The sequence below is a fragment of the Acidovorax kalamii genome (assembly GCF_002245625.1).
GTDB lineage: Bacteria > Pseudomonadota > Gammaproteobacteria > Burkholderiales > Burkholderiaceae_C > Acidovorax > Acidovorax kalamii.
Map to the genome: position 1 here is coordinate 22,612 of NZ_NOIG01000001.1, position 11,278 is coordinate 33,889.

The 11,278-nt window shown below is 66.5% G+C and carries 8 protein-coding genes; 5 read left to right on the forward strand and 3 right to left on the reverse strand.

Going from position 1 to position 11,278, the window contains the following annotated elements:
- Positions 1–2,685, forward strand: a complete 2,685-nt coding sequence (locus CBY09_RS00115) for a bifunctional diguanylate cyclase/phosphodiesterase (RefSeq protein WP_094285360.1) — start codon at positions 1–3, stop codon at positions 2,683–2,685.
- Between the two features lie 136 nt (positions 2,686–2,821).
- Here the strand turns inward: CBY09_RS00115 and CBY09_RS00120 are convergent, their stop codons facing one another.
- The gene (locus CBY09_RS00120) at positions 2,822–3,721 is read right to left on the reverse strand and encodes a DMT family transporter (protein ID WP_094285361.1); all 900 of its coding nucleotides are present in this window, start codon (positions 3,719–3,721) and stop codon (positions 2,822–2,824) included.
- A gap of 164 nt (positions 3,722–3,885) precedes the next feature.
- On the opposite strand from CBY09_RS00120, the gene CBY09_RS00125 reads away from it, so the two are divergent.
- Positions 3,886–4,869 carry a quinone oxidoreductase family protein gene (locus tag CBY09_RS00125; RefSeq protein WP_094285362.1) on the forward strand — a complete coding sequence of 328 codons (984 nt, stop codon included), beginning with the start codon at positions 3,886–3,888 and terminating at the stop codon, positions 4,867–4,869.
- Positions 4,866–5,699, forward strand: a complete 834-nt coding sequence (locus tag CBY09_RS00130; RefSeq protein WP_094285363.1) for an NUDIX hydrolase — start codon at positions 4,866–4,868, stop codon at positions 5,697–5,699. Before CBY09_RS00125 ends, CBY09_RS00130 begins: the two co-directional genes overlap by 4 nt.
- On the opposite strand, the gene CBY09_RS00135 is transcribed toward CBY09_RS00130, so the two are convergent.
- Entirely contained in the window at positions 5,653–6,693 is a 1,041-nt protein-coding gene (locus CBY09_RS00135) for an NAD(P)H-binding protein (protein WP_094285364.1), read from the reverse strand. The genes CBY09_RS00130 and CBY09_RS00135 overlap by 47 nt on opposite strands.
- A gap of 118 nt (positions 6,694–6,811) precedes the next feature.
- On the opposite strand from CBY09_RS00135, the gene CBY09_RS00140 reads away from it, so the two are divergent.
- On the forward strand, positions 6,812–7,741 hold the full coding sequence (locus CBY09_RS00140; RefSeq protein WP_094285365.1) for a LysR family transcriptional regulator: 930 nt from the start codon (positions 6,812–6,814) through the stop codon (positions 7,739–7,741).
- A gap of 192 nt (positions 7,742–7,933) precedes the next feature.
- A complete protein-coding gene (locus CBY09_RS00145; protein ID WP_094285366.1) occupies positions 7,934–9,430 on the forward strand; it encodes a flagellin N-terminal helical domain-containing protein in 1,497 nt (498 codons plus the stop codon).
- A gap of 75 nt (positions 9,431–9,505) precedes the next feature.
- On the opposite strand, the gene CBY09_RS00150 is transcribed toward CBY09_RS00145, so the two are convergent.
- The gene (locus CBY09_RS00150) at positions 9,506–11,161 is read right to left on the reverse strand and encodes a Na/Pi cotransporter family protein (RefSeq protein ID WP_094285367.1); all 1,656 of its coding nucleotides are present in this window, start codon (positions 11,159–11,161) and stop codon (positions 9,506–9,508) included.
- Positions 11,162–11,278 lie beyond the last annotated feature (117 nt).

Here is an 11,278-nt window from a genome sequence, read left to right on the forward strand (position 1 = left end):
ATGAGAGAACCCATAACGCCACTGCGCATCAAGGCCTTTGTCGGGGCTGGGGTTGTGGTGTTTGTGGTGGCCGTGGCCATCGTGGCGGCTGCTGTGGCCTGGAACGCCCGCAAGGTGGCCCTCAACGACAGCGAGGCCCAGGCCACCCGTTTTGTGGCGGGGGCCGAAGTGGCGCTCAACCGCTCCCTGCTGACGGTGGACGTGCTGCTGGCCAGCATGGACGAGTTGCTCAACCTGTCGAACACGACCGCGCCCTGGATCGATGCGGAATCGGCCAGCCAGCGTTTGCGCGGCTCCACCCGGCAGAACCTGATGGTGCGTTATGTGGCGCTGCTGGACACCACGGGCAAGACCATGGCGTCGTCCGATCCGGCCGGTGGCGCGCTGGCCGTGCAGCTGCCGGCGGGCTTTCTGGAGTCCGTGCTGGAGCAGTCGGTGTCCACCCTGATGGTCAGCGCCCCGGTGGTGAGTTTTGCCAGCTCCGAACGGGTTCTGTATTTCGCGCGCCACCTGCGCCTGGCCGACAACACGCGCGTGGCCGCCGTGGCCGAGTTGCCGGTGGGCGCCTTGGGCGCGGTGCTGCTCCAAGGCGTGGACATCAGCGGCCTGCAGGTCACGCTGGAGCGCGCCGGCGGGCAGCTGCTGCTGGGCGTGCCGGGCCGCGAGGAGGTCATCGCCCCCACGCTGGCGCCGCCTCTGGCCGAGCTGGCCGACCTGGGTCAGGAGTGGAAGGCCCCGGCGCGCCTCACGGGGGATCCTGCCCTGGTGGTCTTCCGTCCCATCCTGTACCAGGATCTGCGGATCTCCGCGAGCATTCCGCTGCACGAGGCACTGAGCAGCTGGCGCGACCAGCGCGACGCGATCGGGCTGACCGCGCTGGTGTTTGTGGCCATGATCCTGGCGGCGGGGGGGCTGGCTTTTCGTTATCTGGACCGCCTGTCGCAGGCCCGCGTGGCCATTGCGCAGTCCAAGGCCACGCTCGACCAGGCGCTGGAGTCCATGGTCAGCGGCTTCTTGCTGCTCGACAAGAACAACTGTGTGGTGCAGTGGAACAGCCAGTTCGAGGTGATCTTTCCCTGGCTCAGGGGCATCATTGCCCCCAGGCTGCCCTTTCGTGCGGTGATCGAGGAAACCGTCAAGCACCACCACCCCCGGCTGGCCGACGAAGAACATGCGCGCTGGGTGGAGCAGCGGCTGCTGCGGCAAAAACAGCCGCAGCACGAACCGCATGAACAGGTCTACTCCAACGGCCGTACCATCCAGATCACCGAGCGCACCACCCCCGACGGCGGCCTGGTCATCAGCTACCACGACGTGACGGCGCTGCGGCGCGCTAGTGCCGAGATCGAGAACCTGGCGTTCTACGACCCACTGACCAACCTGCCCAACCGCCGCCTGCTCATGGACCGCATGCAGCAGGCCATCGCCTCCAGCGCGCGCAGCGGGCAGTATGGGGCCCTGCTGTTCCTCGACCTAGACCATTTCAAGACCCTGAACGACACCCGGGGCCACGAGGTGGGCGACATGCTGCTGCGCCAGGTGGCCCAGCGCCTGAAAACCTGTGTGCGGCGCGAGGACACCGTGGCCCGGCTGGGTGGCGACGAGTTTGTGGTGATGCTGAGTGACCTGTCGGCCAGCAGCGAAGAGGCGGGCGCCCATGTCCGCCGTGTGGGCGAAAAGATCCTGCGCAAGCTCAACGTGCCCTACACGCTCGGAGGTCATGCCCACCACAGCACGCCCAGCATCGGCGCCACGCTGATGGGGGGCGCGATCCAGTCGTCGGTCGATCTGCTCAAGCAGGCCGACATCGCCATGTACCAGGTCAAGTCGCAGGGGCGCAACGCGCTGTGCTTTTTTGACCCGCAAATGCAGATCAGCATCAGCCTGCGCGCGCAGCTCGAAGCCGACCTGCAGGCGGCGCTCACGGCGCGGCAGTTTGTGCTGCACTACCAGCCGCAGTTCCACCTGGATGGCCGCATGGTGGGCGCCGAGGGGCTGATCCGCTGGCAGCACCCCGAGCGGGGCCTGGTGGCGCCGGGGGCCTTCATCGGCGTGGCGGAAGAAAGCGAACTCATCGTGCCCATGGGCCACTGGGTGCTGCGCACCGCCTGCGAGCAGCTGGCCGCCTGGCAGGGCAACCCGCGCCTGCAGCACCTACAGCTCTCGGTCAACGTGAGCGCGCGGCAGTTCCGCCAGCGTGACTTTGTGGCCCGGGTGGTCGAGGTGCTGCGCGAAACCGGCGCGCGCCCCCACCTGCTCAAGCTCGAACTTACCGAATCGCTGGTGCTGGACAACGTGGACGACACCATCGCCAAGATCGGCACGCTGAAGACCAAGGGCGTGCGCTTCTCGGTGGACGACTTCGGCACCGGCTACTCGTCGCTGGCCTACCTCACGCGGCTGCCGCTGGACCAGCTCAAGATCGACCAGTCTTTTGTGCACAACCTGGGCGTGCGGCACACCGACGATGTGATCGTGCAGACCATCCTGGGCATGGCGCGCAACCTGGAGCTGGACGTGATCGCCGAAGGCGTGGAAACCGAGGCGCAAAAGAAGCTGCTGGCCCAGTACGGCTGCACCTACTTCCAGGGCTACCTGATGGGGCGGCCCGTCCCCGTGGCGGAGCTGGAGGCGCTGCTGGAGCCGGCCGCCACCACCGCCGAAGACCTCGACATGCCCCGTTAAGAGGCTGGGAGAAGAGGCCAAGGGGTGCACTGCACGCCCATGCCCTCTGCATACAGGTGGTTGCTATATTTATGGTAGCTGTAAAGGCATGATGGACGAGCGGTAATGCCGATTTTTATCAATAAATCGACAGGCCTCAGCGCCGCGAAGACACCACAATCCCACCCACGATCAACGCGAACGCCACGCCGTGAAATGCCTGGGGCGTTTCGCCCAGAAACGCGGCCGACAGCAGCCCGGCAAACAGGGGCGTGAGGTTGACAAAAAAGCCCGCCACCGCAGGCCCTGCGCGCTGCACGCCCACGCCCCAGCATCGGTAGGCCAGCACCGCAGGGCCCACGGCAATGAAGGCCAGCGCCGCCACCAGCGGCCAGCCCCAGGAGGCGTGGGTGTGGCCGGTGGCCCATTCGGCCCCGGCAAAGCTGCCCGACCAGGCCAGGCCGAACACCATCTGTGCCATCAGGAAGGCCGCCCAGTCGCCCCGGATGCTGCCAGGCTCGCTGGTGCGCGCCAGCAGCCAGCTGTAGAACGCCCACGAGATGGTGGCCAGCAGCATGAACAGATCGCCCGGCACCAGGCGGAACGCGAGCAGCTGCGCCCATTCGCCCCGGCTCAGCACCAGCAGCACGCCACACACCGACAGCAGCGCACCCACCACCTGGCGCCGCGTCACGGCCGCGCCAAAAAACAGTGCCCCCACGGCCAGCATCCACACCGGCATGCTCGAACCCACCAGCGTTGCGTTGATGGGCGTGGACGTCTGCAGCGCCATGTACTGCAGCGCGTTGTACAGGCCAATGCCCAGCAGCCCCAGCAGCGCATAGCGGCGCCAGTGCGGCCACAGCGGGCTGTTTTTGCGCAGCACACCATGCGCCAGCGGCAGCAGGATGAAGAAGGCCAGCACCCAGCGGATGAAATTGAGGGCGGCGGGGGAAATCAGGTCATGCACCAGCCGCCCCGTGACGGCGTTGCCAGCCCACAGCAGGGGCGGAATCACCAGCAGCACGGCCGTGCCGGGTGTGAGTTTGTGAGTCATGGGGCTGCACTGTAACGGTGCATGCCGTGCCCCGCTGCCGGAAGGCCACAAGGCCCCAGGCCGCCATCGGCGCTGCTGCCACATGCGGCACGCCCGCATGAATCGTGGCAGGATGGCCGCCGTTCTCACCCCCATTTCCCGTTTGTTTGAGGAGACCGTTTGCCATGAGCCTTGCCGTCCAGATCCGCCAGCACGGCGGCCCCGAAGAACTCCAGGTGGTTGATGTGACCGTGGGCAACCCCGGCCCCGGCGAAGTCCGCATCCGCCACCACGCCATCGGCCTGAACTTCATCGACGTGTACCACCGCACCGGCCTGTACCCGCTCACCATGCCCGCCACCATCGGCATGGAGGGCGCGGGCGTGATCGAGGCCGTGGGCGAGGGTGTCACGCACCTGCAGGTGGGCGACCGCGCCGCCTATGCCAGCAACCCGCCGGGCGCGTACTGCGAGGTGCGCGTGATGCCCGCCAAATGCGTGTGCAAGCTGCCCGACGCCATCAGCTTCGAGACCGGCGCGGCCATGATGCTCAAGGGCCTGACGGCGCAGTACCTGCTGAAAAAGACACGCCCGGTGGAAGGGCTGGAGCCCGGCGATTTTGTGCTGTTCCACGCAGCCGCCGGTGGCGTGGGCCTGATCGCCAGCCAGTGGGCCAAGGCCCTGGGCCTGCAGCTCATCGGCACGGCGGGCTCGGATGCCAAGTGCCAGCTGGCTCTGGCCAACGGCGCGGCGCACGCCATCAATTACAGCACCGAGGACTTCGCCGCCCGTGTGAAAGAGATCACTGGCGGTAAGGGCGTGAAGGTGGTCTACGACTCGGTGGGCAAGGACACCTGGGACAAGTCGCTGGAGTGCCTGCGGCCCTTCGGCCTGATGGCCAGCTTCGGCAATGCCTCCGGCCCCGTGCCGCCGTTTGCGCCGGGCAGTCTGGGCGCCAAGGGCTCGCTCTACGTCACGCGGCAGACGCTGTTCACCCACATCGCCACGCGCGAAGCTACCCAGGCCATGGCCGACGACCTGTTCGCCGTGGTGGCCAGCGGGCAGGTGAAGATCCACATCGACCAGCGCTACCCGCTGGCCGAGGTGCAGCAGGCGCACCGGGATCTGGAGGCGCGCAAGACCACGGGCTGCACCATCCTCACGCTGTGAACGCCGACGTGCAGAACCCCTCGTTCGAGCACTGGCTGGCGGGCGCACGCGCGTCGGCGCAGCAGCCCCCGAAGCTGCCGCGCCAGCCGTTGCTGGTGGCCGGGCAGGTGGTGGGGTCGGTGGCGGAGGGTTTTATGAACAAAATCGGCCTCCACCGCCTGCTGGATAAGCGCTTTAAGCTATCAAATAGTGAGCATTCTGGTGCGCCTGCCTGGCACCTGGATGTGCCGACGGGCGCGGCCACGGAGGCGCTCAACACCCTGGCTGCGGCCCTGCGTGATGCAGACCTGTGTGGCCCCTGGCGCAACGAGCAACTGGCCGTGTGCAACCCCGCCGGTGAGGTGGTGGCCACGGTGGAGCGTGGCGCCGTGCGGGTGCTGGGCATCACCACCCGTGCTGTGCACCTGGTGGGCCTGGCGCCCGATGGCCGCATGTGGGTACAAAAGCGCTCCATGACCAAACCCAACAACCCCGGCCTGTGGGACACGCTGATGGGCGGCATGGTCTCTGCCGCCGATTCGCTGCCCCAGGCCCTGGCGCGCGAGACCTGGGAAGAGGCTGGCCTGCGGGTGGAGGCCTTGCACGGCCTGCGCCACGGCGGTCATGTGGATTTCAGCCGCCCGAGCCGCGAGGGCGGCGGCGCGGGCTACATGCGCGAGCGCATCGACTGGTTCTGCGCCCAGGTTCCCGAGGGCATGGAGCCCAGCAACCAGGATGGCGAGGTCGAGCGTTTTGACCTGCTGCCGCTGGATGGCCTGCGCACGCAGGTGGCACAGGGCCTGTTCACGCTGGAAGCTGGCCTGGTGATTGCGGGCTACCTGGGGCAGTGAGCGGCGCTGCAGGCAGACAGCCGAGCCCCTGCAGCGTGGCCTGCACCGCCACATCCAGCGGGGTGTGGGGCTCGCTGCCCAGCACGGCCAGCAGGCGGTCGTTGGCCATGCGCACGGGCTGCTGCCACAGGTAGCGCATTTCGCGCAGCTCGCGCAAGGTCGCCACAAACGGCGATGCCAGCGTGACCAGCCACCACGGAAACGCCTGCACCCGGGGCGCCGCACCGCCGCTGCGCACCACGGCGCGGCCGATGGCGTCGGCCATCTGCGTGCCATCGGCATCCCAGTGCCCGGCCATGTGGAAAGGCGCAAACGCGGGCAGCTCGGCGCGCCGCTCCAGCAGCAGCACCATGGTGCGCGCCACATCGGGCAGGTAAGACCACTGGTGGCCTACGCCGGGGCGGCCAGGCTCCTTGACGCTGGCCACGGGCCGGCCTGGCTGCACCAGGCCCTGGGCAAACCAGCTGTTGCCCACCTGCGGGCCAAAGTAGTCGCCGGCCCGCACGATGATCACGCGGCAGGTGCCCGGGCCCAGCGGGTGGGGCTGGGTGGCCTGCCGCAGGCGGCGCTCCAGCTCTGCACGCACGGCGCCCTTGCGGGTGTGGGGCTGCTGCGGTGCATCCTCGCGCAGCACCGGGAAGGCATCGGGCCCGTAGTTGTAGACCGTGCCGGGCAGCACCACCGTGGCCCCGGTGGCCGTGGCCGCCGCAATGGTGTTGTCGATCATCGGCAGCACCAGCTCGCCCCAGCGCCGGTAGCCGGGTGGGTTGACCGCGTGCACGATCACGTCGCAGCCTGCGGCAGCGGCCACCACGTCCTCACGCCGCATCGCGTCGCCACGCACCCAGGTCATGCCCTCGCGCTGCTCGCGGGCCTGCGCCACACCCCGGTGCAGCGCATGCACCTCCCACCCCCGGTCGCGCAGCTGGCGTGCCACCTCGCCGCCAATGCCGCCGGTGGCGCCCAGAACCAGAACCTTGTTGCCTTGTGCCATGAAACTGCTCCTTATGTGGCCGTGGATGTGGCCGTTGCCGTGTTGATGGGTGCCAGTGTGGAGCGCGGCCCGTCAAAAAGAAATTGCTGAAAATAGAGGTGAGGCTATACATTTATGCATGACTCAACCCACTGCAGAATCGATTGGCTGGGAGCTGTACCGCTCCTACCTGGGGGTGCTCAGCGAAGGTTCGCTGTCGGGCGCCGCCCGGGCTCTGGGCGTGACCCAGCCCACGGTGGGCCGCCACATCGCCGCACTGGAGCACGCCCTGGGGCTCACCCTGTTCACCCGTTCGCAGCAGGGTCTGCTGCCTACCGAGGCCGCGCTGGAGCTGCACCCCTACGCCCAGGCCATGCAGCATTCGGCCGCCGCCCTGGCACGGGCGGCCAGCGGCCATGGCGAGGGCGTGCGCGGCACCGTGCGTGTCACGGCCAGTGAGGTGATTGGCGTCGAGGTGCTGCCCCCGCTGCTGGCCCAGTTGCAGGCCCGGCACCCCGGGCTGACGGTGGAGCTGGCACTGAGCAACCGCGTGCAAGACTTGCTCCACCGTGAGGCCGACATCGCCATCCGCATGACCGAGCCCCGCCAGGAGGCCCTCATCGCCCGCCGCGTGGGCGTGGTGGCGCTGGGCCTGCACGCCCACGCCAGCTACCTGCAGGCCCAGGGCACACCCGCATCGCTGGCCGACCTGGCGCACCACCGGCTGATCGGCTTCGATCTGGAAACCCCGTTCATCCGCGCCGCCCGCAAGGCGCTGCCCCCGTGGCGCCGAGAGGCATTTGCCCTGCGCAGCGACAGCGACCTGGCCCAGCTGGCGCTGATTCGCGCGGGCGGCGGCATTGGCATATGCCAGGTGGAACTGGCGCGGCGCACGCCGCAGCTGGTGCGGGTGCTGCCACAGCAGTTCAATGCCGCGCTGGACACCTGGGTGGTGATGCACGAAGACCTGCGCAACAGCCCGCGCTGCAGGCATACGTTTGATGCTTTGGTGGCGGGGCTGCTGCAGTACACGGGGCTGGCGGAGGAGGGGGTGGGTGTGGTGGCCTGACAGCTTTTTCTCTGCGGGGCTCACGTACCAAGGCCCCGTATTTCGCGAGATGCGGGGGCCGGGGATACCCGCAGCGCCGCGAAAAGCGCCTCAAGTTCGCTCAGGCTTGGCCGAAACATGGTCAAGCGCTGCCTGTGCCGCGCCACGCAACAAAACGAAAACTCTAGCGAGCGGACTGGGCGGGCAATCAACATGGCTTCGACGATCAATACCAACGTGTCATCGCTGACGGCCCAGCGCAACCTGGGCATGAGCCAGACCTCGCTGAACACCTCCATCCAGCGCCTGTCGTCGGGTCTGCGCATCAACAGCGCCAAGGACGATGCTGCTGGCTTGGCCATTTCCGAGCGTTTCACCAGCCAGATCCGGGGTCTGAACCAGGCGGTGCGCAATGCCAACGACGGTATCTCGCTGGCGCAGACAGCAGAAGGCGCGCTCAAGGCCTCCGGCGACATCCTGCAGCGGGTGCGTGAACTGGCGGTGCAGTCGGCCAATGCCACCAACAGCGCGGGTGACCGCCAGGCCCTGCAACAGGAAGTAGGCCAGCTGGTGTCCGAACTGGACCGCATTTCGCAAACCACGGAATTCAACGGCTCCAAGCTGCTGGACGGCACGTTCGGGACACAACAGTTCCAGGTGGGTGCCAACGCCAACCAGACCATCGTAGCCGCCACGGCCAACCTGCGCACCGGTGTGTATGGCAACAATCAGATGATTGCATCCGGCGCAACCCAGCAGGTGTATGGGCCTGAGCCTGCCAATGCCTACGGCACCAACGGGGTCAGTGCAGGGTCTGTGGTCATCAATGGTGCTTTGGGGTCTGGAACAGCAACGATCAGTGCGAATGCTTCCTCCAAGGAGATTGCAGACCAGATCAATGGGCTGGCTGCGCAAACGGGTGTCAAAGCGCAAGCACAAACCAACCTGCAGCTGACTTTTAGCGGGGCGGGGACATACTCTCTAACCCTGCGCTCTGACAACAGCAGCAAGATTGATCTGTCTTTTTCATTGAATGGCGGGACTGGTGCTGCCAACTTGGCTGCGGCCGTCTCTGCGATCAACGACCAGTCTGCAAAGACGGGCGTAACTGCTCAGGTGAATGATGGCGAGACGGGCATCATCCTGGGCAACCGCAGTGGGAACAACATCCTGATCGGTGACCGAACGAACCAGAGCACTGGAACCGTGACTGTTCAGAAGATGGCGGATGACGGAGATGGAGGGCTTACGCTCGTGGGAGCATCGGCGAATCTGATGATCGGGGGGCTGGACGATGCAGTCGTCGTCAGCGGCTACCTTACGTTGGACTCCGACAAGGCGTTTGCGGTCGATGCGACCGGAACCAACGCGGTGGCCGATAGCAGCTCCAGCCTGGAGAAGGTGGCGGATTTGGATGTCACGACTTTTGCCAAAGCTACCAACGCGCTCAAGACGGTTGATTCGGCGCTGAGCTTCATCAACGGCGAGCGTGCCAAGCTCGGTGCCCTGCAATCGCGCTTCGAAACCTCGATCAGCAACCTGCAGGTGACGTCCGAAAACCTGTCTGCCTCGCGCAGCCGCATCCTTGATGCTGACTTTGCCGCAGAAACCGCCAACCTCTCGCGTTCACAGATCCTGCAGCAGGCCGGAACGGCCATGGTGGCCCAGGCCAACCAGCTGCCGCAGGGTGTGCTGGCCCTGCTGCGCTAGCTCTGTCACGGCTTTCGCCTTGCGATTTCCCGCTCGGCTGTGGCGGGTGCCAGCCGGTGTCCTGCCTCCCTTTTCTCAGCCCTGGTCCACCATCGTCTTGAGTCGGCTGGGCGCCAGCGCCCCGGCCGATTCGAGGATGGGGTAGGCCACCGAGCACAGCAGCGAGTTGATGCGCTTGAGTTCGCTGATCAGGTCGATGTGCAGCGAACTGGTCTCGATGCTGGGCACCGTGTTGTCCGACAGGCGCGCCAGATGGGTGGCCGAATACGCATGCTCCAGATCGCGGAAGCGTGCTTTTTCCTCCAGCAGCTTTTGTGCATCGCGCACGCTGCCGTTCAAGAACACGCTCATCGCCAGGCGCAGGTTGTCGATCAGGCGCGCGTGCAGCTCGTTGATCTCTTCCATGCCCGCCTCGGAGAACTGGCGGCCCTTCTTGATCTTCTTGTCCTCGATGTCGATCAACACGCGCTCGATGATGTCGCCAATTTGCTCCATATTGATCGTGAAGCTGATGATGTCGGCCCAGCGTCGGCCCTCGCGCTCGTCCAGGGCTTCGCGCGAGATCTTGGTCATGTAGTACTTGATGGCTGAGTACAGGCCGTCCACCTCGTCGTCGAGCTTGCGCAGGTCTTCGGCCAGCTGCAGGTCGTCGGTCTGTATCACCTTCTGCAGACCGAGCAGCATGGACTCGACCACATCCGCCTGGTGCAGCGCTTCGCGCGCTGCGCAGGAGATGGCCAGCGAGGGCGTGGCCAGGGCCGAAGGGTCCAGGTGCTGGGGCCGGGTGCCAGCGGCAGCCTGGGTTTTTTCGGTGGGCAGCAGTCGCTGCACAGTGCGGGCCACGGTGCCAGTGAGGCCAATGCAGACAATGCCCACGACCACGTTGAACGCCAGGTGGAACAGCACCACCAGTGCGGCGGTTTCAGGCACATAGGGCCGCACATGCTGCAGCCACAGTCCGGTTAGCGGCGTCATGATGATGACGCCAATGATCTTGAAGAACAGGTTGCCCAGCGGCACCTGGCGCGTCTGCACATTGGCCTTCATGGTGGTCAGCACGGCCAGCACACCGCTGCCCAGGTTGGCGCCCAGTACCAGGCCCAGGGCCACGTCGGCAGGAATACCGCCCGAGCCCGCCAGAGCCGCCGTGAGCAGCACCGTGGCCAGGCTCGAATAGGCCACGATGGCCAGCACTGCACCGGTGAAAATCTCCAGCAGCAGGTCGCTGGTGAGCGCACCCAGCAAGGTGCGCACGGTGGGCGACTGGGTGAGCACGGTGGTGGATTCGGTGATCAGGCGCAGCGCCAGCAGCATCAGCCCCAGGCCGATCAGCACGCGGCCCACGCGGCCCACGGCGGTGTCCTTGCGCGAGATGAACAGCACCACGCCCACAAAGATGAACAGCGGTGAGAGCCACGACAGGTCCATCGAGAACACCACCGCCATTACGCTGGTTCCCACGTCGGCCCCCAGCATCACGGCCAGCGCGGCAGGCAGGCCCACCAGGCCCTGGCCCACAAAAGACGACACGATGAGTGCGGTGGCGGTGCTGGACTGCACCACGGCCGTCACGCCGATGCCTGACAGGACCGCCGTGAACCGGCTGCTGACGCTGTGCGCGATGAGCTGCCGCAGGTTGGCGCCGAAGACCCGCAGGATGCCGGTGCGCACCAGGTGGGTGCCCCAGATCAGCAGCGCCACGGCTGCCAGGAGATTGAGGAGATGCTTCATGAAAACCCGTTGTTTCTTCTTCTTGTGACCTGCGCAGACTTCTGCCCGGCTCCCTCGGAGCCGGTGCTGCGTTCATGACTCCATTGTGCGGCGCGTAGACGCGGTTGCGGTGCCCCG